Origin of the sequence: Halobacteriovorax sp. XZX-3 (genome assembly GCF_043196495.1) — a bacterium.
In the GTDB taxonomy this organism is placed as follows: Bacteria; Bdellovibrionota; Bacteriovoracia; order Bacteriovoracales; family Bacteriovoracaceae; genus Halobacteriovorax_A.
The window spans coordinates 613,991-637,462 of record NZ_JBEBMO010000001.1 but is presented as its reverse complement, the minus strand read 5'-3'; the positions used below and the strand labels follow the sequence as shown (position 1 = coordinate 637,462).

The window sequence follows — 23,472 nt, the reverse complement described above, 5'->3', positions numbered from 1 at the left end:
ATACGTTTACTAAGACCAGTATTTAATAGTTAAAGCAACTAGTAGACATGGAAATAAGATGATGACTGTAAAGATCAGAAAGTTAAATGCATAGTATTCTGGGTCTTGAAAGAATTTTGTGATCATTTTTTTTAGTGACATGTTGGCGCTCCTGCCGCTGGACTCCACATCATATACACACGATAGACAATTGTGGCAGTTCCAATAATTAAAAATAAGTAAGGGACTCCAGCTTGAATACGAGTTGGAAATTTTATTTTCCTAATCGCACTTGGCCCAAGGAGAAGTCCTGGTAGTGTTCCTAGCCAAAAGAAGAACACAAAGAGTGCCGCAAGTGTTGGAGAGGCCGCACTTATTGCAAGTGCTAACATCGCCCATAATAGCCCACATGGAAGTAGAACACTAATACCTCCAATTGAAAAATTAAAGAGGTGAGGTTTATTTCCTACTTTCTTTGATATCTTTGGCCAAAGCCTTGCATTTAGATTGTGTAATTTTTGAGAGACTATTTGAGCTAATTTGAAATTTGAAAATTTAAAAAGTCTTTTAAGTCCCATCCAGATTAAGATCAATCCAATACTTAGCCCTGAAAAGAGCATGAGGTATGGATTTGATTTTATATCAAGGATTGTAAAGCCAAGCACCGGAATAACCAGTGCTGTGGCCATGTAGCCCAATAGTCTGCCTACTTGGTAGGACATATTTTGACTAAAGGACTTAGAGACGGCCATGGTAATTCCACCACACATTCCCACACAGTGGAAATTTGCAACAAGTCCCATTGTAAGACCTGCGCTTATGATTACGTAAGGTGAAATTCCCTGCAGACTACTTAGTTGGTCCAACTAAAACCGCCTCTTTTTTGATCTCTTCATTTGTGTCGAGATCTTTTATAATGAAATTAAACTTTAAGCTTCCGTTAGTTAGTACATCATTGTTGAAAACAATGAAGACAATTTTTCTTTCGTGGTTTGATTTGAAGATGAATGGATTTCTGGGCATCTTCATTTCGTAAGAGCCTTCTTTAATCCCTTCAACTGCAATTTCAATATTTCTTTCAACAATCTCACCACTTTGTTCAATTACAATATGAAAGTGGTTTCTTGTTGTCGTTGGTGAACTTACTGTAAATGGTGTTCCTGGACCTCTAAGGACTGTTGTTGTGATTCCTTGTGACATTGAAACACTATAAACAAATCCAATTAGTAGACCAATTAGAACAACTAGGTAGCTAATATTTCGAATTGAGAAAATATGGCGCCCTTTTCCTTCAATATTACTTTGAGTGTCGTAACGAATGAGTCCTGTCGGGCGATTCGTTTTTAACATGATGTCGTCACATGCATCAATACAGTTTGTACAAGCGATACATTCTAGTTGAACACCTCGTCTGATATCAATTCCTGTTGGACAGGCCTTGACACAAGCATAGCAGTTGATACAATCACCATGCTCTTCAGGTTTCATTCCTGGCTGACGTCTTGGTTCTCCACGTCTTTCATCGTAAAGAATTGCTAGTGAGTTCTCATCCATAATTACAGACTGCATTCTTCCATATGGACAAGCGATAATACAAAATTGCTCTCTAAACCAACCAAAGTCTAGAAGGACAATTGTTGTGATGAGAAGCATGATCGTAAATAGTGTGAAGTTCTCAGCTGGGTTTTGAAAACTTATTGATAGTAGGTGATGAGTACCTACGAAATATCCCAAAAATGTATGTGAGATATGTAGTGAGACTGCAAGAAAAGCAATCCACTTAAGAGATTTTTTAATAAGTTTCTCTTTTGTCCAAGGGCCTTCTGCAAGTTTCTTTCTCGCTCTTGGCTTTCCTTCAATTAGGGCCTCGAGCTTGAGGAAAATTGATGAAATGAAGACTGTTTGTGGACATGCCCAACCACACCAAACGCGCCCAAAAATACTTGTGATAAACCCGATAAAGAAAAGAAAACCGAGTATCACAAATATTAAAATAGGCGCATTGTGGGCATAAAATTTGTATGTAAAGAATGAAAATTCTCTGGCCGGGATATTAAGGAGAATCATTTGTTCTCCTTGAATATATATCCACGGCAAGACTAGATAGACAAAAATAAGAAACCAATAGAATATCTCACGCCTGGTTTTCCAGATCCCTTTAACTTCTTCAGGGAACAGGAAGACTCTGTGTCCACTGTCGTCAGTTGTACCAAGTCTTGATTCGTGTAATTCAAATTGTGATTTCTTTGCCATTTCTTTCTCTTTCAAATTCTAATTTTATTCGCTAAGTAGCTCACCTTGTGGCTCTTTCGCTTTTGCAGGAGTAGTTCCTTGCAGTGCTAATACGTGGTCAGTAACGGCCATGATGTCTTCCTTGCTTAAGATATCTCCCCAAGCAGGCATCCCTTTATCTTCATTACCATGAACAACAAACTTATAGATTTGTTCTGGATCAAGTTTAGTAATATTAATCCAATGTTTATCTGTTAAGTTTGGACCGATGTCCCCACCACCATCATCTAAGTGGCAGGCAGCACAGTTTTCAATAAAAACAGTGTTACCAAGCTCTTTTGCAGCAGGTGTGGCCACGTAGCTGTCGTATGCTTGAATATCGAAGTTGGCAGTGTTTGCTGCTTCTGCATCGATGATCTTTTGCATTTCAGCCATCTCTACCTTGTATGTATCCAACAGTGTTGGTCCATCCATTAGTACGTAGTACATAAAGTAAGGTATCGAGAAAATGAATGATAGGGCCCAAACCCCAGTCCACCAACTTGGAAGCGGGTGGTTGAGCTCTTGAATACCATCGTACTCATGATCCATAACAAGATCTTTCTCATCCTCAAGTACGATATTTTCCTGTTTCGATTTATTATTTTCGTTAGTCATTGTTGCTTCCTTTGTTTTCATTAACGACTGCTTCGCCGTCAGAAAGTGCATTGTTGGCAACTTCTTCATAAAGCTCTTTTGAGCCCGGTCTCATTGACCAGAAGAAGGCCCCTAAGAAGATGGCCGCAAAAATGAATAGCGACACTGCTGGCATCCATTCCCACGGCATATTTTGCATTACTTCAGATTTCATCTCTATTCCTCTGACTTAGTTTCTTTTGTGTCAATTCCAAGTCTTTGTAGATACGCAATAAGTGCGATGATTTCTTTATCTTGCATCTTCATTGGTACACCAAACTCATTTAATCCCTTAGTGATTTGAGTTGCTTGCTCCATTGCAAGATCAATAGCATTCGAAACTTCGTCTTCACTATATGGAGTTCCTAGTGCAACCATAACATCCATTTTCTTTGGAAGCATTTTGAAGTTAACTTTCTTCTTAGTTAGCCAGTCGTAGTTAGGCATGATTGAGCCTGCTGTCACTTCACGTGGATTAATCATGTGACGGTAGTGCCACATATCATTATATTTTCCACCTACACGTGCAAGATCTGGACCGATACGACGTGATCCCCATTGGAATGGTCTATCGTATACAGATTCTGCTGCAGTTGAAGGATTTCCATAACGTAGCTTTTCAGAAACAGTTGGACGAATTTGTTGAGAGTGACAAACGTAACATCCTTCTTTAACAAAGATATCTCGACCAAGAAGCTCTAGTGGAGTGTATGGTTTTACTCTAGGGTCTACTTCGACAAATTTGTTTGAAAGCATTGAAGGAATAATTTCAATTGCTCCACCAACAAGGATTGCAACTAAAGTTAGAACAGTAAAAGTAACAGGAAGCCCTTCAAGCTTTCTGTGAGTTTCAGCATTTGCATCTTCAGGGTGAGCTGAAATAGGTGCCGCTTTAAATACTTCTTCTGATTCTTCTTTGTCTTTGTTTACATACTTTGATTTCTTATAAGTCATCCATAGGTTGAAGATCATTAAGAAGAAACCTAGTAGAACGAATACACCACCAAATGCACGTACCCAGTACATTGGAATAACTTTGATTACAGTTTCAATGAAGTTAGGGTAAACAAGTTTCCCTGTAGCATCAACTGCACGCCACATTAATCCTTGAGTAATACCAGCTACCCACATTGACATCATATAAAGTAGAAGACCAATTGTTGCTAACCAAAATTGAGCGTTAGCAATTTTCTTAGAATATAATTCTGTCTTCCATAGTTTTTCAACACAGTAGTATAGAACACCAACAATTAGCATGTAGTTCCAACCAATTGTACCAGCGTGCACGTGACCAACAACCCAGTCAGTGAAGTGACCGATGTAGTTAACCGATTTAATTGAAAGTAGTGGACCTTCAAAAGTTGCCATACCGTAGAAAGTAACGGCCGTAGCAAAATACTTTAAGATTGGCTCAGTTCTAACTCTATCCCAAACACCTCTTAGTGTTAGAAGGAAGTTGATCATCCCACCCCATGAAGGCATCCATAGGATAATTGAGAAAGTCATACCAAGTGTTTGAACCCAATCTGGAACAGAAGAGTAAAGAAGGTGGTGAGGACCTGCCCAAATATAAATAAATACTAGAGACCAGTAGTGAATAATCGAAAGTCTATATGAATAGATTGGACGATTAGCAGTTTTTGGTAAGAAGTAGTAAATGATCCCTAAGAACGGAGTTGTTAGGAAGAAGGCAACAGCGTTGTGCCCATACCACCATTGAACAATCGCATCTTGTACACCAGCATAAATTGGATAAGACTTTAAAAAACTTACTGGAACAGAAAGAGAGTTGAAGATGTGAAGAACAGCAATTGTTACAATTGTTGCTATGTAGAACCAAAGGGCCACATACATATGACGTTCACGTCTTTTAACTAGCGTACCAATGAAGTTAACAGCAAAGACTACCCAAATAACTGCAATGGCAATATCAATTGGCCATTCTAGCTCGGCATACTCTTTCCCTGTTGTAATCCCTAGAGGTAGAGTTAAAGCTGCTGAAACAATAATCAGCTGCCATCCCCAAAAGTGTACCCAAGATAAGAAATCTGAAAAGATTCTTGCCTTACATAATCTTTGAGTTGAATAGTAAACTCCCAGAAACATCCCGTTTCCAACAAATGCAAAAATCGCAGCATTTGTGTGAAGTGGTCTTAGACGGCCAAAAGTTGTCCATTCTATACCTAGGTTAAGTTTCCAATAGGCCAATTGGAAAGCAATAAAGACACCCATAAATAGTGCAATCGCCCCCCAGAAAACTGTCGCCATAAGAAAAGCTTTCGATATCTTATCGTTATACGAGAACTCTTCTAGATTGGCATTTGTACTCATGCTCATAATCATTCTTCCTTTTTTTGGTTGTGAACAATATTATTTTTCTCTTCTTCAAATAAAACTCTAATAGAAGGCGTATCTAAGTCATCATATTGACCCGTTTTAGTCGCCCAAATAAAAAACAACAGAAATCCTACTGCTAAGAATATTGCAATCGGTAGTAGAACGATAATGACTTCCATCAGCTTTTTCCTTTATTTTTTAACATTCTCTTATCAAATCCAATTAACGGAAGTGTACTTGAAAGAAGAACTGTTAATGAACTGATTGGCATTAAAATCGCCGCATGCAGTGGAGTAATGATATGCATTAGCGCCAATGTTATTCCTGCGATATTATAAGTAACTGCAAACATAATATTACGGCGTAAAGTACCTTTCACATTACGTGCAACTTTAAATAAGACCTTTATGAGGTTTAAGTCTTCTTGTGGCATATAAATGTCACAGCTTCTAAGGGCAATGTCTGCTTGTGCACCAATTGCAATTGATACATTAGACTTAATCATGGCAAGAGCATCGTTGTCACCATCACCCACAAAGACAACATTTTCGAGTCTGTTAGCAAGCTCTAGCTTCTGCTCCGGGCTTTGTTCAATATAAAGACTTGCCTCATTGATGCCAGCTTCTCTCGCTATCTTTTTTGCCATCTCTGAAGCATCACCAGTTGATAGGTGAATATCAATATTTCTTTGTTGCAAGAAGTTCACAAGCTCTTTTGATTCAGGTCTGATGCTGTCTTCAATTTTAAAAGTGGCAATAATCACTTCATCAGCAAAAAGGGCAATCTCTGCATCAAGTATGCCCTTGCCAATAAAGTAAGTTGTGTCTTCGATTTGTGCCTTAACACCTTTTCCTGTAATCACCTCAGCAACTATATTTTCGTACTTAGATAGATCAGTATTCGATAGTTTTTGTTTTGAATATTTCTTTAGTGCAAAAGCAATAGGGTGTTGGGCCGCTCTTTCAAGAGTAAATGTTAAAGCAAGGATTTCTTCATCACTTAGATCAGATTGATTTGTAAAACTACTTACTGCAAACTTTCCTTTTGTAAGAGTACCAGTCTTATCAAAGATAATATTCTTTGCATTATTTAACTCTTCTAGGCTTAGCTCGTTTTTAACATAGATACCATACGACTTAAGCTTATTAATTCTAGTCGCAACAACAATTGGTGTGGCCATAGCAAAGGCACAGGGACATCCAACTATTAAAATTGCTAGGATGACTTCAAATGATTTTGAAACGTCTCCAGTATAAAGACCTTGAATAAGTGCCACGATACTCAGAACGATAATTCCAATTGTGAAGTAGCGTGAAATTTTTTGTGCCCATACATTGGCAGGGTTTTTTACGATTGTATTATTCTCAATTGCTGATAGGTTCTTACCTAGTTTTGTTTGCGTTCCAATTGCACTAATTTCAAGTTTGAGGTCATTGCTCAAACTTACAGCACCTGCTGCTATGAAGTCTCCCTTATTAACAACAAGTGGGCGGCTCTCTCCTGTATTAATTGAGTTTAGAATTAGTGCTTTTTCACTTGCAAGCTTTCCGTCGTAGATAATTCTTTCGTCTTCTTCAAAAAGAATTTGATCACCAACCTCAACTTCATTAGAGAAGACATGTTTAATTGTATCGCCAACAATCTTCTTAACTCCAGTGTTTAGAAATAGAGAGGAGATGCCTTTTGTCGACATTGATTTTTGAGTCAACATCTTTACAAAGTAGCGTGACAGTAAAATCAGAAATATAAGTGTTGTGATTGAATCAAAGTATACAGGTCCAGATTCTCTAAAGAAATTAATTGCCGACAGTATGAAGCCAAAGACAATTGCCATTGCTAGTGGGATATCGACATTAGTACTTCTAAGTCTAATAGCACTGACACTATTAACTAAGATTGGCTTAGCACTATAAAGAATCACTGGAAGACAAAATGCAAAGCTTATTCCATCGAATAATTTTACGTAATCTCCAGTTGCCCCGGCATAATTTGAAACAGCGTAGATCATGATATTACTCATGGCCGAAGCTGCAACTCCAATTTGAAGAATATCGCGACGATCACTTAATTTCTTTTCTTGATCTTTTTCAATATTAAACGGGTGAGGAGTGTAGCCAAGTTGCGCAAGAGTTGCAGCAAGCTTTGCAATTGAATACGGTCTTTTTGTATCAATTGTGAAACTACCTAAATTATTTCCAATATTAACCTGGGCTTCAATAACTGAGTTTTCAAGTTTTGAGATTCTTTCAATTAACCAGATACAAGCAAAGCAGTGGACACCTTCAAGTAGAAAGTGAACTTTAAGCTTATCTCCTTCAATTGTAATGTATTCGCGAATAAAAGCTTCGCTATCCATGTATTCAAATTTATTGGCAGATGTCGTAGGGCGCTCTTTTAGGCTATTGGCCTGAGAGCCTTGCTCATTTTGATAGCGATAGAAATCTTCAAGGTTATTACTAAGAAGAAGAGAGTGGACACTCATGCACCCATAGCAACAAAACTTTTCTAATTTGCCATCTCTTTCATTAGTGATGAGCTCACCAGGGGCAATTTCTTCAGAGCAGTGAAGGCACACTTGTGCCTCGCAAGCCTGTCTCTTGCTTGTGATACTTTGGATATCCATCTCTACATTCTTGTTAGTTATCTTTTTTTTATAAACTTAAAATAGTAAAACTTTAATAAACGCCTTCAGCTCTCTTCTCTAATTCAGCGGCATCCTTGATAATGATTAACTTACCATTTTGATCAATAAGACCGTCTTTTCTGTATTCAGAAATAATACGAATTAGAGTTTCATTGGCCGTTCCAATCATTGTGGCCATCTCTTCTCTTGTAAGCTTTAGTTCGATTTGAATTTCACCATTGATAAGCACGTTACCATGAGTCTTAGCAAGATCGAGTAGAAGTTGAGCTATTCTCTCGCGAACATTTTTTTGATGGAAAGCACTTGAGCGCTCTTCTGCAATTCCCATGTCGCGGCTTAACTTATTAATTAGTTCTAGCGCAATTGCTGGTTTATCATTGATTAGTTTTAATAAACTTGGTTTATCAATAAAACATACGGAAACATTATCAATGGCCGTTGCTGTTCCATTGAAGTCTTGAGCAGTAAATAGTGATCTGTGGCCAATAACATCTCCATGTTGAGCAATTCTCACAATTGTCTCTTTTCCATCGGAGCCTGTTTTTGTCAGCTTGATATTTCCTGATTGTACACAGTAGATACCTGCTGGGCGGTTTCCTTGCGAAAACAGCTTTTCACCACGTTTAAACCTTAATGAAGATGCAGTAAGTGATACTTTAGCGGCTTCTTCATTTGATAACCCACAGAAAATCCCTAACTCTCTTGATGGGCAATCTACACACTGTCTCTTTTCCATAATTTATACCTTTTCTTGGTTAAACCAATCTTATCACTTCATATATCTAAATTAAATAAGTTATAGGGGAAATAATATGACGAATATCATGTTTTCGTGTTAGAAGGTGTTTTTCTTCTTAATATTTTTAGTAATTTACTGTATCGCAGTACAAACTTTAGATTTAGGTTAACAACTTAAGTTAAATAGCTTAAATTAAAGGCTTATTTGACAATATTGGTGGACAAAATGAGCGACAATAAGAAAGACAATAAGAATAATAATTTAGCGACTACTGACGTTATTTCTTTAATTCTTAAAGAGTCTAAGGCCTATACTTCGATGGAGTTAGTTAATAGCTACATCTCTAAAGGAGAAAGCCTTGAAAAGCTACCTGTTCAGCCACTTTATGTCTCAATTAAGGCCCTGCCTGTTGAAGTCAAATCTCACGCTCTTAAGCTTCTGTCTAAAGAGCAAAGAGAAACTTTCTATGATATCGACCTTTGGACAAAAGATGAACTTGATATCAATGAATTCACATCATGGGTAAGTACAGTTGCTAAGTGTCCTGATGAAGAAATTCGTTATGAATTTGTAAAATCAGATCAGTTCATTTTATTTCTTAAGGGACGCTTCAATGTTTGGACTTTCGATGTTGAAGATCCTCTCTATCCAGATGATCACGACAACTACTTTCTAACTGAAGATAATCTTCTTTTATTCGAATTTGATGAAGATAATGAAGTTGTCGATGAAGTACGCCAACTTATCAAAGACCTTTATACTGAAGTTGGAGTGGAAGCTGCTTACCAGCATCTTTTTAAAATGATTTCTGAAGACTATATGATCTACAATGAGAATCAGTATCAAGATAAGAAAGAAAGGCTAAGAGACTTTGGCTTCGTTGATTATTTCGAGGCCCTACAAGTGGTTAACCCATTTCCTTCTGTTGGCCATATTGATTTATTCATTAACAAAAAACAGCCTCTAACTGGTAATATTTCGACAAAAGGTAAACTTCAAACACTTCACCAAAATTCGATTATTGCCTTTGAAAAGAATGCTGCAAGTATTCATGAGGAGCTGAATAAGGTTCAAGATGAGAAGCGTTTTAGCTACCTACATTTCAACTTTATTCGCATGCTTAATGCAAGTATGGAGTACTATGGGGTTTTAAAAGATGGCCCTGTTGCTATGACTCGTATTGGGAATCAGAACCGAGAATTAATCCTTCTTGGAATGTCTTATATTAAAGATATCCGAAACTTTGCTGATGAAAGTATTTTTGAGTACTTTGATTTTACTGATATTTATAAGATTGGAAATTCGCTCATTCGCATTCTGCAAAAGGATGTGAAAAAGGCGCTAAGAAATCATCTCTTTGAAGATACTGAAGAGAATTTTTTAGGTGCTTCTTTTGATTTATTTCTAGATGATTTCTTTAGTGATCTTGTGAAGTATCGTGACAATGACAATAAGATTGTTGTTGTTAACAATGTTGAAGTCTGGAGAAAGTTACAAAGCAAGTGTAAGCTTCTAATTGAGTTGATGCCTTTTATTAAAACACTTAAAGAAACTTATTTATCTCTTAAAGACGATGGCATGCTTTCTGATAACTTCTATTTAAACTACGATATTAACTCAATTGATTTTGAGGCCATCATCCTCTCAACTCTTATTAACTACAGTCTTGATAAGTTTGACAAAGATGACTCTCGCAAAATGGGTGTTTCAATTGAAGAGTTTAGAGAATTTTCTAAGAAATCTAACCTTAGCTCAGGTATTTTTCAAAATGATTACATTACCCAAAAGGTTGCAGGCTTTGCTCAAACCTTTGGACTTGATCAAATTGAGAATATTAATGAGTATATCCTGAAAATATTACACGACCATTTAACGGGTTATGAATTTGAAAATCTTCGTGATGATGAGTTTAAGCACGTTGGTGGGCCTATTATTTTTAACACCTTAAGTTAGTCTAATACATGTTATTAGTTATGGCTAATGTTTGAAGAATTGTCTTTCTTACATAGTTGTAAAATTTTCTCTCCCATTAACAAGTGATTAATGGCAATATGCCGTATCAATTTGAGAGGGAGATGAATATGAAATCATTGATGAAATTACTTCTTTTAACAGTTGTCACAACAACATCACTAATGGCCGCTCAGGTTAAGCTTGTTCATATCACAAATGACGAGGATCAGAGCTTCTATCATCTAGGTGTTAACGTTGATGAAGAAATGGGAGAGGTGACATCAGTCTATAAAAAAGAATTCTCTGATAAGGGAAAAATCATTGGAAATGAAACATATTCTCTCGAACAAGTGATGAAAGGTGTTGTTCTTGTAAGAAGAAGCGATCGCGATGTTGTTAAAATCACTGTTAGTAACTTAAATCCTTCTGATGGTGGTGATATCGAAATTGATACTCTTTATAGTGGAGTAAATGATAGTCGTAAAAAGTATTCTGCATCTGTAGAAAGAGTTGGTGAAGATTGGCTCTTTAATTTTGAAAATAGAAGAACTAAAAATCTTCATTTCATCTCAAACAAAGTATTCCTAATTGGTGTTGTTGGAATCAAAGACATCAAAAGAAAATAAAAAAAAGGCGAACTAAATGTTCGCCTTTTTTATTTCGTATTTAAAATCTTAATAAATTCTTTTAGAAATGCCGGTTGATTCTTGTAGCTTAAAGTAGTCATATAGATATTCATATTCTTTAGTCCACTTACTTGCTCTGTCGTAAAATTATCGTGCTTCGATAATGTGTGATCTGGTACAACAGCAATCCCCACACCATGCTTTACAAGAGCCTTGATACTCTCTAGAGAGTCCACAACGATCTTCTTTGGTGGCGCCTTTGTTGATAATTTATGAAGGTGGTCAAGTTCACTAAAAACAATCCACGTATACTCGTGAAGCTTCCTCTTATTGATTACTTCATTTGAGATGATCACAAATTTTTCTTCAAATAATTTTAAAGAAGATGTGAGATCTGATTGGAAATTATCTGTTGAGAAGATAATATCGTATATACCATCCTCAATCCCACGTCTAAGTGCTGGGCTATCGGCAACGTGAATGAAAATATCTCTTTTATAATTCTTTGCATACTTTGCAAGGATAGGGTTAAACCAGTTAACTAGTAGTCCATCTAGAATCCCGATATGTACAGGACGCTCTTGAGTGGTTTCAAAGATATTACCAAGGCTATCTTCAAATTGGTCGATAGACTTTAGAAGTTGCTTGGCCTTCTTTGTTAAAATAACTTTCTTACTTGAGCGAATAATAAGCTCTTCATTCATCGATTCTTCAAGGAGTTTTACTTGTCTTGAAACTGCTGATTGAGCAATCTTCAACTCTGCGGCAGCTTTTGAAAAGCTTAAGTATTTTGCCGTAAGAGTAAACGCCTTTAGGTAACGATAGTCCATTGCTTACAGGGCCTCTGCCTTAGGAGGAATCTTTGTCTTATCTTTACGCCAGAACTTGCCTTGGAATTCTTCTTGTTGCTTATTAGTTACAACAAAACCTTCTTCGTCATTGATATAATTAAATTGGTAATCAATTAAAGTTTCACCAAGATAAAATGCCGTAAATGGATCAATAATAACTTCGATATCCATACAAGGGACAGGAATTAGAAAATCATCGTCATTTAAGTTATGGAACCCAATTGAATACTTAAATCCCTCACAACCTTTACCACTAATAAGGATTCTTAAGTACTTTCCTTGTAGTGTGAAATCATTTTCAAGCATAAGATTGAGTTGATCTTGTGCTACTTGAGTAAAAGTAAGTTGTGGTAGTACAACTTGTGAGCGGTCAATATTATAATGCTCAGACTGCTGTGCGTTGTCAGATTGATTTTCCATTAGATTTTCCATTAAATTGTGTTGTTAGAGGGCTTTTAGCAATTAAACGAATCCTTTTCAAGAGGTTTTTCTTGAAATAAATTGGTAGAATACGAAAGCTTATGAAAGGAGCGATAAATGCTTAAATATATAATCGATATTCCAAATCCCCACACTCACTTAGTTAATATTTCTTTAGATGCAGTGCTGGATACAAATTCAAATGAAGTTCGCTTCTTTATGCCTTCTTGGTCGCCAGGCTCTTATTTAATGAGAGAGTACTCTCGTCATATTAAAGAAATCAAGGTTGAAGATTCGAAAGGACAACGTCTTTTCCATGAACAAGTTTCAAAGAATGAGTGGAGAGTTGATCTTACTCACCCAAGTTTTAAATCGACTTCATTTGGTGAAGATGGAAAAATAAGAATTGCCTATAGTATCTATTGTCATGAATTAACTGTGCGTACTTCTCATGTTGATAACACACATGCCTTCTTACATGGGCCAAGTGTTTTTCTTGGCATTGAGGGGCAAAGTGGTAAGTCACATGTAGAAATTAAAATTAATCCACTTTGGTCAAAAGTAACAACGGCCTTAAAAGATATTTCTGAAAAAAGAGATCATTTTATCTATGAAGCGCAAGACTTTGATGAGCTTCTTGATACCCCAATTGAAATTGGATGCCATGAGACTTATGGTTTCATGCACCAAAATAAAGAACATCATATTGCTTTCTATGGAGATTTTGCTCATGCTCAATCTTCACAAGAAGTGATGGATAAGCTTAATGATGATATTAAGACGATTGTTGAAGAGACTGCAAAGATAGTAGGGGACGAGCTTCCTTACGATCACTATTATTTTATCACTCACTTAAGTCCAAGTGGCTTTGGTGGACTTGAGCACTTTGACTCGACGGTACTACAATTTTGTCCATTCCATTTAGCAAAAGAGAAAGGCTATAAAGAGTATATGGAACTTGTTGCTCACGAATACTTTCACCTTTGGAACGTAAAAAGAATTCGTCCAGTTGAGCTTGGGCCATTTGATTATAAAAATGAAAACTACACTCGTATGCACTGGTTAACGGAAGGGATGACTAGCTTTGTTGATCAGCTTATCACTTATCGCAGTGGCTTCTATTCTCTAAAAGAATACTTAGAGTGTATGAAGAAGAATATTAACAATTACCTTGGCACTCCTGGGCGTGGTTATCACTCTCTTGAAGATTCATCATTCAATGCCTGGATTAAACTTTACCGTGCTGGTGAAAACTTTAAAAACTCATCTGTTAGCTATTACCTAAAAGGTGGGCTCGTTTTCTTTATTCTTAATACACTGATGAAGAATGAAGGAAAGGGAATCAACGATCTAGTTCGTGCTCTATGGGCGGATTATAAAGAAAGACCTGCTGTGGGAATTACAAAAGAAGGCTTCTTCGAAATCCTAGAAGGACTTGTTTCTAAAAATATTAGCGATGAATTTAGACTTCTTGTTGAAGGTGTTGAAGAAATTGATTTTGAAGATTACTTAAAGCGCATGGGTGCTAGTGTTGAGTGGACAACTCCTAAGCTAGATATTGGTGCAACAGTGGCCGAAGAAGGTGGAAAGCTTATCATCAAGTCAATTCGCCAAGAAAGTTGTGGATATAAAGCAGGACTAAATGCAGGTGATGAACTTATTGCTCTTAACTCATTAAGACTTGATAAGAAGGCCTACGATACAATGGCCGAGATGTATAAAGAAAATGATCAAGTTGATTTCTTAATTGCTCGCACAGGGAAGTTGATGACTTTAAGAGTTACTCTTGGAAACGGTCTTAGAGAGATTAAAGAAATTAATATCGAAGATGAAAAGAAATTAGAAAGCTTTTTATTTTAATATTCACTCAGGGCAAGCTTAAAGGGCCTGCCCTGATATTTCTCTTCGATGATTTCATAGACAAGCTTATTGTCCTTGGGCCCTTTAAGAACTCCCTTTTCTAAAATCTCAAAGTCAGTTAAGACCAATATCTTCTCATTTTCATCATCATGAAAAGGTGAGTAGGCCTTGAAGGCCGCTTCCTTAATACACCAGATCTCAAGAGGAGAGTGTATATTTAGTTCTCTTTCATGTGAGACAAAATACTTAAAAGTTCCTTCACGCATTTTTCGATCAGACCACTCAATATCAATACCGACTGACTTAACATCTTTATTTGTGCATAGCGCACAAGCCGCAAGCTCTTTCGTGTGACTAATTGAGACTAGCATATTCTCATGATTATCTAAATGTAAGTGATTGATAATAGATATATCTTTAAGGCCAGTTAATGAAGATAAACAATAACGACTCAGTCTAAAGTCATTGCGCTTGTCGGCCATGAAGCCTTCTGGTAGCTCCTCTTGGCCAAGGTATAAAAATGTACTTCGCATGAATTTTTTGTTGCTCATCAGCATTTCTTTTGCCATTATGCTCTAATATTAAGTCAATTAAATTAGCCTAAACTTTTGGAGTTAGCAATGTTACCACCGGATGCATATGAAGCAATCGTAAAAATGATCTTTGTTTTAATGGCAGGATGTGTACTTTGTATGTCCAAAATCAAGGCGGCCGAAATTGATCATAATCAGGCGTTTAAAACGCAAGTTTACTCTCAAGCAATCACAATCAAGAAATAAATTTTCATTGGACACAAATCCTCTTTAGTCCTTATAATATAGGGAGTTATCCATCTATACTGCCACGGAGAGGAAGTAAATGAGTGTCCCAAGTAATCTAATTCAAGGTTTAAATTTTCTACGTCCCAGAGACAAATCAGGTAAGCACCAAAAAGTAACAGACTACTATGGTGAAAATACGTTTGATATTCAAACGGCAGAGGAAATTCCTGATTCAATTAAAGAAGAAATTAACGAGGCGATACATTCAAACTCTCATATCTCTAAGGCCCAGGCCGAGATTGTTGCAAAGGCCGTTACAAAGTGGGCCCTTGATAAAGGTGCAACTCACTTTTGTCACTGGTTTCAACCTTTAACTGGATCAACTGCTGAAAAGCACGACGCTTTCTTAGATTTTGACTACTCAACTGGAAGACCTATTGAAAAGTTATCAGCGTCTCAGCTAACTCAAGGTGAGCCAGATGCATCTTCTTTTCCAAATGGTGGATCTCGCTCTACTTTCGAAGCTCGTGGCTATACTGCTTGGGACTTAACATCTCCAATGTTTTTAATTGGTACAGGTGAATCAAAAACTCTTTGTATCCCAACTGCCTTTGTTTCTTATCACGGCGAGGCCCTTGATATGAAGACACCACTTCTTCGTTCAGTTTCGGCCCTGGGTGAAACTGCAAAGAGATTCTTTCACCTATCAGGTGAAACGAATGTTAAACGAGTCATTGCAACTTGTGGTGCAGAACAAGAATATTTTTTAATTGATAAGAATTACTATAATTTAAGAGAAGATCTTGTGATGACAGGACGTACTCTTTTTGGAGCTCCTTCAACAAAGAATCAACAATTAGATGATCACTATTTTGGGGCCATCAATGAGCGTGTGCTCGCTTTTATGGAAGAGCTAGATTATGAACTTCATAAACTAGGAATTCCTGCAAAAACTCGTCATAATGAAGTTGCACCAGGACAATTTGAGCTTGCTCAAATCTTTAGAGATGCTAACGTTTCAGCTGATAATAATCACATGGTAATGGCCATGATTGAAAATGTGGCCATTCGTCATGGCTTTGTTGCGCTTTTACATGAAAAGCCGTTTGCCGGTATCAATGGTTCAGGAAAGCACCTTAACTGGTCACTAGCAAGTGATACGGGAATTAATCTTCTTGACCCAGGAAGTGAACCACATCAAAACTATCGTTTCTTGGCTTTTACTTCTGTTGTTATTGCAGCAGTACATCGCCATGCTAAACTTTTAAGGGCCGCAATTGCTTCTCACAGTAATGATCACCGCCTAGGTGCTAATGAGGCCCCTCCTTCAATTATTTCTGTCTTTACTGGCTCAACAATTGAAAGAATCTTTAAAGCAATTAAAGAAGGTGAGGAATTCTCTCCTGAGTCACAAACGATTCTTGATCTAGGTGCAGGTGCACTTGCTAAGCTTCCAAAGGATAACACTGATAGAAACCGTACTTCACCATTTGCATTTACTGGAAATAAATTTGAATTCCGTGCCTGTGGTTCAGACCAATCAATTGGTTTTCCTCTGACAATTCTAAACGGTGCCGTAACTGCAGTTTTAGAAGAAGCAAATAATCTTCTAGAAGCAAAGATTCGTGATGGTGTTTCTATCGATCAAGCACTCCTTGATATTTGTCACACATTTATCAATGAGTCTTGGGATGTTATTTTTAACGGTGATGGCTACTCTCAAGCGTGGCTTGAAGAAGCCCAAAAAAGAGGACTTCCTAATTTAAAAACAACAGCTGATAGCTTAAATGTTCTTGTCGATAGACAAGAGACAGCATTTCTAACGAAGCATGGTATTTATCGTGAATCAGAACTCGATACTCGCTACAATGTACTTCTGGAAACATATATCACGAAACGTAATATCGAATTTGGTACTCTTTCAAATATGGTTAACCAATTAGTTATCCCTGCGGCACTTAATTACAAGGCCAAGTTAACCGCATCAATTGCTGCTTCAAAGGCCATTAAAGTCGAAGCGTCAGTAGAAACAGAAATTCTAAAAGATCTACAATTCTCTTTAGAAGCTGTTTTTGAGCAAAATAGAAATCTTAAGAATGCTTTGGCAGGTTTAAGTGAAGTACATGATGAAGAAAAAGTGGCCCATTCATTAGCTTATGAGCTAATGCCTATTAGTGAGATGATTGCTGATCACTGTGGACGTCTTGAAAGTATTATTCCGGATGATTTATGGCCAGTGCCAACTTATTTTGAAATGTTATTTTTGATTTAATAATGTAGAAGGCCGCCAATAGGCGGCCTTTGTTATTTAAAGCTTTCCTTGCTCATTTAATTCTTCTAATTTATCTCGTCCACCAATTCTTTCTCCATTGATAAAGATTTGTGGAACCTTCGTTTGCCCAGTGATAGCAAATAGTGACTGGTTAGAAGTATGTTGCCCAAGTATGATCTCGTTATACTTATGCCCTTTTTCTGTTAGAAGCTCTTTAGCGCGGTGACAGTGTGGACAACCTGGACGTGTGATAATAGCAATTGCCTCTGGTGCTTTCGCTTCTGGGTTTAAGTACTTAAGCATTGTATCAGCATCTGACACTTCAAACGGGTCACCTGGTTTATCAGGTTCAATAAATGATTTTTCAACAACACCATCATTTACCACCATCGAGTAGCGCCAAGTTCTTGCCCCAAATCCAATATCAGACTTATCTACTAATAGTCCGATTCCTTTAGAGAACTCACCATTTCCATCTGGTAAGACACCAATTTCATCTGCATGTTGATCTTGTATCCAAGCATCCATAACAAATGCATCATTTACAGATAGGACGTAGATAGCATCAACACCTTCTTTTTTTATTGCACCAGCAAGCTCATTGTAACGAGGAAGGTGAGTTGATGAACACGTTGGTGTATATGCACCAGGTAGTGAAAAAACCACAACTCGCTTACCTTTAAATACTTCATCATATGTTAGGTCAACTAGGCCACCATCTTTAAAAATTTTAAAAGAAGTCTTTGGAACCTGCTTTCCATCAATACTTTCAAATGCCATTATAATTCTCCTTGTTTTTGTTTAGTTTACTTAAGTTGACCATAACAATAGGTCATCACTTTTGTCTTGTCTTTATTATCGGCACTATCTCCTAATAATTCTATTAAATTAAAATTAACTTAAGATAAGCAAAATCTATTAAAAATTCTGGGTAACTATTCAAAACTTGATGAATGACAATAAATAATAAGAATTTCTTGCATCGTGTCGAATAATGAACGTAGAATCCCTTTTAGGCTAAAAGAATCTGTATTGCACGTTCGTTCCCGTTTCTTTTCCGCTAGTGAGCCTTGGGTATTGGGTAATCACTAAAGGGGGACGTGGTGAACTTAAAAAGTAATACAGAGGACAGAGTGAAGAAAACACTTATTCTCTTAATTTTCACATTTTTATTTAATACAAAGACGTCGATTGCTCTTGCGCAAGATGATGTCGTTGAACCTGTTACTTTTTCTAATTTTTCGGTTGATAATCATAAATTAGAAACAGAATTTTCAAGTACGGACTTGGCCGATATCTCGCCAATTTACCGACAAATCTATGATAATTACCAGGCCAATTATCAGGCAATAGGTGATCGTCTAAGTCATGATGCCAATGGCTTCTTTGGTGGAGTTAATCTTGTCGGTTGGCGACATGCTGGAGATTTTCATGGTTTTAAAGTTCTCTTTAACCGAAGTGCGGCACCTTCCTTATTTGATGAAGATCGCTACCTCGTTAATGATGAGATGGTTATTGAAATTTCAGCTAGAAACTTCTTAAGTGCACTACAACAAAAGGGGATCATTAATATATCTCCATCTGTCTTAAAGTCTTATAGTAATCTTTCCCTAAAGAGAACAATGAGATTTAATCACTTTGCTGACAATGTTGAAGATGCACTCCAAACAAAATTTGATCGACTTTTCTTTATGTATAAGTATTTAAGGCCGGAGAATTTTTCTAAACTTGGTGATTATGATTTTATCAAAAAGGAAGATGCGCTTACATTTGCTGCTGGTGCAGCCGCCACTGCTTCTTATCAAGGAATTGGTGTCGCTGCTGGTGCTCTTGCAAAGTACGAAAGAAAATCAACTGTTGAGATTCAACGTCTAGGGCCAGCTGATAATGCTAAGGCCAATGAGATGATTCGATTAAGCGCTGAGGATTCAAAGTTAATCTCTGCAGGTGCCAATATTACTTTAATGGCCGATTTCTTAAATCTAATTAGACTTACTTTATTTCGTTATGACTTTAATTATAGCTTTGAGAAGTCATATAAAGCATATATGTCTTTATATGTTGATGATTTAAACAATAGTGAGAAATTAAATGAGCTTAAAGGCGTTGTGCGTTTTGGTAAATTTAATTACTCAACACTTGCGAGTAATATTACTTCTTATGAAAACCGTAAGAAGGAATTAAAAGAATCGAAGTATCTTGCTTTCATCATTGGTGGAGTAAAGAACTCTCAAACTGAGTCAACTGAGGTTGTTAAGGATGGGAGAGTTTATAAATTCTTCTCTCATCGTTATGAAAGACTATCTTATACTCAAAATATTTTCTCTAAATTACTTGGGGCCGTCTTAGGTAAGCTTATTGGTTACGATCAATTAGTTTCTAATGACCGTGTTGAATCGAAGAAAGTGAATATAAATTATCAGTCAGAAGAAGAACTGATTCATGCTAGACGAGACTTTGATATCTTCAGCAGTAACGTATTTACGATGACTTTTGATCAGCAAAGTAAGGTTAATAAGGACTTTAGTTGGGCAGTGTCAAAGACAGAAGATAAAATTAGGGATCTTGTTAGGGCCCGTACAAATAGCTATGGAAACTTTGTCTCGATGTTTGATAATTATCAAGTCCGAGCTCCGGCGGAATTTACATCAACTATTACGATGGATAATTCAAATATAGCTAATTTTTTAAATCGTAATTCAGATGAAATCTACAATGTCTTCAAAGAAGCGTGTGGAGGAAAATCGAAAAATATTTTCGTGAAGCTTCGCTCACTATTTAGTAGCTGTCGTCATAAATTATATGACTCGTATGCAGACTTTTTAAAGGAGTGGTCGACTGGCAATTACACTTCTGAGATTAAAAAGAAGTGTGAGAAGAAGTATCGTTGGAAATATATTTTTAGGCCATCTAAGAGAAGGTCAATGATTGCAGCATGTATGGAAATTGGTTCTAAACAGTTATTTGCAAAATATAAGCATGAACTACCGCTGTGGCGTTTTAAAGATATTGCATATAATGTAAATAATCAGATTAAAAATGATCATCTTTTGACACGTCTATTTGGATCACATCCTAATAAAGGTAGTGTAAGTGCAAATTTAAATGGGAATATTCCTTATCAAAACTTCTACTCTGAAGGTGTTAATAAAGAGAATATTTTTACGCAGTTTCAAATTAAAGAAAATCTAAGATCACCAGCATCCTTATAAGATGTATAACGTTGTGGACGCCCTTGTTTTGGGCGTCCCAATTTCTTGGCATTTTATGCCACATTTTTAAAAATCGAGAAGATGCCTATTTATTAGAATTCTATTAAGAAGCCAGTTGTTCTATCCCAAGCTATCTATTCATGCTACTATAGCTTTTATGAACACATTTTACTTATTCTTCTATCATCCAAAACTTAAAGATCTTCTTTTAGAAGAAATTAAGCTAAAGCACCCCAAGCTTCACCTAAGCTTTTCTAACAAAGAGTTTGTTAGCATGAAGGGGCCAGATAATTACGAAACACAGCTTATTAAAAAGCCTGTTGCCTTTGCACGTAGACAGGCGACTTTTATCGATAAATATAATGAGATCCCTCTTGATGGTGAGTATATCCGAGTGGGGGAAAATCAATTTTGGCACTTTGATACTATTATCACTCCTGTCGATACCTTCTCTTTAACGGAGAGTGAAATTTCTGATGAGGTTCCTGCTAGGGCCTATCATAAGGCGTGCCAAGCATTCAGGCTTTATAAAGAAGAGATTAGTGCGCAAGATCAGATTGTGGAAATAGGAAGTGCTCCAGGTGGAATCTCATACTATGTCCTCGAAAAAGGGGCCAAGCTTGTCTCAGTTGATCCGGCGCTTATGGATCCAATTATTTCAGAAAAATTTGGAGATCAATTCTCACATATTAAAAAGAGTGTCTTTGATGTGACTAGGGCACAGCTACCAAAGCACTGTGACTGGCTCATTTCAGATTTAAACTTGAATGGAGATTTAAATACGAATCAGTCGCGTCGTATAATGGACTTTTATAAGAATATTAAAGGTGCTTTCTTAACTATTAAGACACCTGTAATTAATGATCTTAAAAAGGTTGATGATTGGATAAAGGTATTTACTGCTGATAAGAAGTATGAAGTCTCTGTCTGTCATCTTCCTTCGCATCGAAGAGAAATCGGAATGTTTATAAGGCCACGCAAATAGCGTGGCCTATGTTTTTTATTGGTTTAAAACTTCAATTGCTTTTTCAATCCAACCTGACATGTAATTAGTTAAGTCTTTCTTTGTCTCAACATAATTAATATCGGCCTGAACTGGAACGTTTTCAGAATTTAACTCATAAGCAGAGTCAATTCCTAAGAGATTACCAAATTGGTGACCTTCAACACCGTATCCAAATAGCATATTTGGGATCTGTGTTGAAAACACGTTATAGCGGTCCTTAAATTGCGTGTTATACACGTCATTTGAGCGGTATCCTGCACCAGTACCGTTTGCATGAGTACCTATTAATTTCGCTCTTTTCGAGCCTTGCAGTAGAATACTTGTAATATCACACGCTGAAATACAATTTGGTGAAACTAGAGCAACGATCTTTCCATCATATCCACCTACTTGTGGGTCAGCTGTAATATCAATATTCTGAGTTGCACGAGAAAGCATTCTTCCTTCACTTGCAGCTTCAAAGAATGCATCAGATTGCATTGTCCAATCACTTCCATCAATGTCTTTAAAGATTTCTTCAACACCGTAGTACTCAATTAGTTGTCTCATATAACGAGTAACTGCTGAGGCCCAAGTAGCATTTGGGTATGTTTTATCTGCTTCTGTTAGCATAGAAAGAAGTTGAGCAGGGTAGCCACCATTACCACCACCATTATTTCTAATATCTAAAATAAGGTCTAAGTTTTGTGCTTTAAAGAATTTAATATTTTTTCTAAGTGCTTCGATAAAAGAAAGCTGCTCACCTTTAAAGTATACTGTTGATACTGAAAAAGAGTTTACCTGCATATAAGCATATGCTTTTGCATCTTTAAGAATTAGAGCAGAGTGAACGATAGGGCTTCCACCACCATTTGCTGATGTCCAGTTTTCTAATTCAATAGCACCTTTTGGAAGGCCTTCTGGTAAAGTATCGACTTTTAGACTTGTGTCTTTTACAAAAGTTCTCTGTTGATTATCCCATTTAAAACGAAGCTCTTTTAATTTTAAGAAACCTTTTTGATCAAGGTAGAATGAAATATCTTTCTTTCTTACGATACTAGTATCACCAGAGTAGTATAGAGGTAGGCGAACCTTGTGAGTTTCCTGTGTTTTTGCACTTCTAAATTCAATGTCAAAATATGGCCTTGTTGGAAATAGAAAGTAGCGCTCAATTAACATTGCAGCAGCTCTTGATCTTGCAAAGGCAGGACTTGATGCGTCAATGTAAGGCATAAGTGCATCAATTGCATCACTTACTTTTACACCGTCAACACTGATTAGCTCATCACCTAATTCGATCTTATTAATGTAGTAGTTTTGTGTTTCAATAACTGATTTTTCAATAACCTTACCGTATTTTGAGGCAATGATTACTTTTCCGCTAGCTTCAACTAACTTTGTATTAAAACCTGATACAATCCATGGAGCTGCAATATGAGTACTTAGTCCAAAGTGTGTATCTTGAAAGTTAGCAATTAACTTTCTTGCACGATCGTAGAACTCCATATTACTTCTTGCTTGTGAAACAGCATCATCAACGTCAGCAATTGTTTGTTCAGCTTCAATTGCTTCTTTAAATATCTTATCTCCGTCAACACCGATGCGCTTCTTCTTCACTTCCCACAGGGCGTATTCAGCTTTTGTTTGCTTGTATAGATCTGTAATAATCTCAACTCGATCGATTTGATCGATGTACCAGAAATTCTTGCCAGAAAAAGCAGATTTATTAATTTGCATTCCATAGCTTGAAACGGCCATGAAACTTAATAGTAGTAGGGACATTATTGTCTTCATTGGGCTCCTTTTGTGAATGGAGAAAAATAGCAATGAGGCCTGCGCAAGTCATGGTACTTGGCATTAATTATTGAAATTATTCACACTTGTACAAATTCGAAAGGTAGCACTATGACACTAATAATTATTGCA

At 36.8% G+C, this 23,472-nt stretch carries 21 protein-coding genes; 7 read left to right on the top strand and 14 right to left on the bottom strand.

What is annotated here, in order from left to right:
* Positions 1–9: 9 nt before the first annotated feature.
* The 9 genes from ABMA70_RS02890 to ABMA70_RS02850 are packed head-to-tail and all read right to left on the bottom strand — an operon-like array spanning position 10 to position 8,603.
* Positions 10–141, bottom strand: a complete 132-nt coding sequence (locus ABMA70_RS02890; RefSeq protein ID WP_255407611.1) for a hypothetical protein — start codon at positions 139–141, stop codon at positions 10–12.
* On the bottom strand, positions 132–845 hold the full coding sequence (locus ABMA70_RS02885) for a sulfite exporter TauE/SafE family protein (protein WP_146037819.1): 714 nt from the start codon (positions 843–845) through the stop codon (positions 132–134). The genes ABMA70_RS02890 and ABMA70_RS02885 overlap by 10 nt, the downstream gene beginning before the upstream one ends.
* The gene (ccoG, locus tag ABMA70_RS02880) at positions 829–2,247 is read right to left on the bottom strand and encodes a cytochrome c oxidase accessory protein CcoG (RefSeq protein ID WP_393022114.1); all 1,419 of its coding nucleotides are present in this window, start codon (positions 2,245–2,247) and stop codon (positions 829–831) included. Before ccoG ends, ABMA70_RS02885 begins: the two co-directional genes overlap by 17 nt.
* Before the next feature lie 9 nt (positions 2,248–2,256).
* Positions 2,257–2,868 carry a cbb3-type cytochrome c oxidase N-terminal domain-containing protein gene (locus ABMA70_RS02875; protein WP_158246832.1) on the bottom strand — a complete coding sequence of 204 codons (612 nt, stop codon included), beginning with the start codon at positions 2,866–2,868 and terminating at the stop codon, positions 2,257–2,259.
* A complete protein-coding gene (locus ABMA70_RS02870) occupies positions 2,861–3,061 on the bottom strand; it encodes a cbb3-type cytochrome c oxidase subunit 3 (RefSeq protein ID WP_021267131.1) in 201 nt (66 codons plus the stop codon). The genes ABMA70_RS02875 and ABMA70_RS02870 overlap by 8 nt, the downstream gene beginning before the upstream one ends.
* Positions 3,062–3,063: 2 nt before the next feature.
* On the bottom strand, positions 3,064–5,217 hold the full coding sequence (gene ccoN / locus ABMA70_RS02865; RefSeq protein ID WP_103217575.1) for a cytochrome-c oxidase, cbb3-type subunit I: 2,154 nt from the start codon (positions 5,215–5,217) through the stop codon (positions 3,064–3,066).
* 8 nt (positions 5,218–5,225) lie between these two features.
* Positions 5,226–5,402 (bottom strand): cbb3-type cytochrome oxidase assembly protein CcoS, encoded by a 177-nt coding sequence (gene ccoS, locus ABMA70_RS02860; RefSeq protein ID WP_103217468.1) that lies wholly within the window; start codon positions 5,400–5,402, stop codon positions 5,226–5,228.
* Positions 5,402–7,846, bottom strand: a complete 2,445-nt coding sequence (locus ABMA70_RS02855; protein WP_392991658.1) for a heavy metal translocating P-type ATPase — start codon at positions 7,844–7,846, stop codon at positions 5,402–5,404. Before ABMA70_RS02855 ends, ccoS begins: the two co-directional genes overlap by 1 nt.
* Positions 7,847–7,898: 52 nt before the next feature.
* Positions 7,899–8,603 carry a Crp/Fnr family transcriptional regulator gene (locus ABMA70_RS02850; RefSeq protein WP_103217466.1) on the bottom strand — a complete coding sequence of 235 codons (705 nt, stop codon included), beginning with the start codon at positions 8,601–8,603 and terminating at the stop codon, positions 7,899–7,901.
* A 228-nt stretch (positions 8,604–8,831) separates the two neighbouring features.
* Between ABMA70_RS02850 and ABMA70_RS02845 the strand changes: the two genes are divergently transcribed.
* Entirely contained in the window at positions 8,832–10,559 is a 1,728-nt protein-coding gene (locus ABMA70_RS02845; protein ID WP_392991660.1) for a DUF6178 family protein, read from the top strand.
* A 128-nt stretch (positions 10,560–10,687) separates the two neighbouring features.
* Complete coding sequence (locus ABMA70_RS02840; protein ID WP_392991662.1) at positions 10,688–11,185, top strand: hypothetical protein; 498 nt, start codon at positions 10,688–10,690, stop codon at positions 11,183–11,185.
* Between the two features lie 29 nt (positions 11,186–11,214).
* Here the strand turns inward: ABMA70_RS02840 and ABMA70_RS02835 are convergent, their stop codons facing one another.
* Entirely contained in the window at positions 11,215–12,015 is an 801-nt protein-coding gene (locus tag ABMA70_RS02835; protein WP_103217463.1) for a LysR family transcriptional regulator, read from the bottom strand.
* A 3-nt stretch (positions 12,016–12,018) separates the two neighbouring features.
* Positions 12,019–12,456 carry an iron-sulfur cluster assembly accessory protein gene (locus ABMA70_RS02830; RefSeq protein WP_103217462.1) on the bottom strand — a complete coding sequence of 146 codons (438 nt, stop codon included), beginning with the start codon at positions 12,454–12,456 and terminating at the stop codon, positions 12,019–12,021.
* Between the two features lie 117 nt (positions 12,457–12,573).
* Between ABMA70_RS02830 and ABMA70_RS02825 the strand changes: the two genes are divergently transcribed.
* The gene (locus ABMA70_RS02825) at positions 12,574–14,316 is read left to right on the top strand and encodes a M61 family metallopeptidase (protein ID WP_392991664.1); all 1,743 of its coding nucleotides are present in this window, start codon (positions 12,574–12,576) and stop codon (positions 14,314–14,316) included.
* On the opposite strand, the gene ABMA70_RS02820 is transcribed toward ABMA70_RS02825, so the two are convergent.
* On the bottom strand, positions 14,313–14,885 hold the full coding sequence (locus tag ABMA70_RS02820; RefSeq protein WP_392991666.1) for a 4'-phosphopantetheinyl transferase family protein: 573 nt from the start codon (positions 14,883–14,885) through the stop codon (positions 14,313–14,315). The genes ABMA70_RS02825 and ABMA70_RS02820 overlap by 4 nt on opposite strands.
* Positions 14,886–14,936: 51 nt before the next feature.
* Between ABMA70_RS02820 and ABMA70_RS02815 the strand changes: the two genes are divergently transcribed.
* Positions 14,937–15,095: a hypothetical protein gene (locus ABMA70_RS02815; protein WP_392991668.1), complete on the top strand. Its 159-nt coding sequence runs from the start codon at positions 14,937–14,939 to the stop codon at positions 15,093–15,095.
* A gap of 79 nt (positions 15,096–15,174) precedes the next feature.
* The gene (locus ABMA70_RS02810) at positions 15,175–17,349 is read left to right on the top strand and encodes a glutamine synthetase III (RefSeq protein ID WP_392991670.1); all 2,175 of its coding nucleotides are present in this window, start codon (positions 15,175–15,177) and stop codon (positions 17,347–17,349) included.
* Positions 17,350–17,385: 36 nt separating this feature from the next.
* Here the strand turns inward: ABMA70_RS02810 and ABMA70_RS02805 are convergent, their stop codons facing one another.
* Positions 17,386–18,129: a glutathione peroxidase gene (locus ABMA70_RS02805; protein ID WP_103217458.1), complete on the bottom strand. Its 744-nt coding sequence runs from the start codon at positions 18,127–18,129 to the stop codon at positions 17,386–17,388.
* A gap of 353 nt (positions 18,130–18,482) precedes the next feature.
* Between ABMA70_RS02805 and ABMA70_RS02800 the strand changes: the two genes are divergently transcribed.
* Complete coding sequence (locus tag ABMA70_RS02800; RefSeq protein ID WP_392991672.1) at positions 18,483–20,561, top strand: hypothetical protein; 2,079 nt, start codon at positions 18,483–18,485, stop codon at positions 20,559–20,561.
* A gap of 157 nt (positions 20,562–20,718) precedes the next feature.
* Entirely contained in the window at positions 20,719–21,546 is an 828-nt protein-coding gene (locus ABMA70_RS02795; RefSeq protein ID WP_103217456.1) for an SAM-dependent methyltransferase, read from the top strand.
* Positions 21,547–21,561: 15 nt separating this feature from the next.
* On the opposite strand, the gene ABMA70_RS02790 is transcribed toward ABMA70_RS02795, so the two are convergent.
* Positions 21,562–23,340, bottom strand: coding sequence for a S41 family peptidase (locus tag ABMA70_RS02790; protein ID WP_392991674.1), 1,779 nt, complete (start codon positions 23,338–23,340; stop codon positions 21,562–21,564).
* Positions 23,341–23,472: the final 132 nt, after the last annotated feature.